The organism is Streptomyces sp. AC627_RSS907 (assembly GCF_019049165.1).
On the sequence record NZ_JAGMUE010001151.1, the window covers coordinates 1 to 620 of the forward strand.

The following is a 620-nucleotide window of genomic DNA, read 5'->3' on the forward strand; positions in this document are numbered from 1 at the left end:
CGCCTTGCCCATGTCGATGAAGTAGGTGCCGCGGTTCTCCCGGGGCACCACCTGGGGGTAGATGAGCGTCAGCCCGAACGGCCGGGCCATGAACGAGTAGTCGTGGTGCCAGAACTTGCCCGTCTGCGGCACGCCGATTTGCTGGCCCGATTCCCGCACATTCGAGGAAACGAAGATTTCCTTGTGCTCCGGGTGGTGGTACATGGGCTGGTAGTAGGTTTCGACTTCGCCCAGTCGGCGCCCGAAGGTGACGAATTCGGCGGGCGAGAGGTTCTGCTCCTTCAGGACCACGATCTTGTGCCGGTAGACCTTTTCCTTGAGTGCGACGAGATCCTCGTCAGGAGCGTTCAGCACGTCGAGTTCCAGAGCCACGCCCATGGCGGCGTCCGTGTGTGGTGCGGTGGTCATATTCTCCCCCAGCGGCGAGCCGGTTGGTTTAACAATGCACTGGCTCTACCCACCGTTCAGCAGTGGGCTTAGGGCAACCTTGTAGCTCGCTGAAACGGAGGGGTGATCTCACCAACACGCGTTCGGGGGGCACGTGAGCGGATGACGCGTTTCGCCTTGGGCCGTCTGGGCCGTGACCCGGTCGGCCCACTCGGGTGCGACCGGACTATATG

General features: G+C 62.4%; 1 protein-coding gene. It reads right to left on the reverse strand.

Annotated elements, in window-relative coordinates:
- On the reverse strand, window positions 1-378 hold a 378-nt coding region (locus KUM32_RS40780; RefSeq protein ID WP_217146715.1), incomplete at its 3' end, for a TauD/TfdA family dioxygenase.
- Window positions 379-620 lie beyond the last annotated feature (242 nt).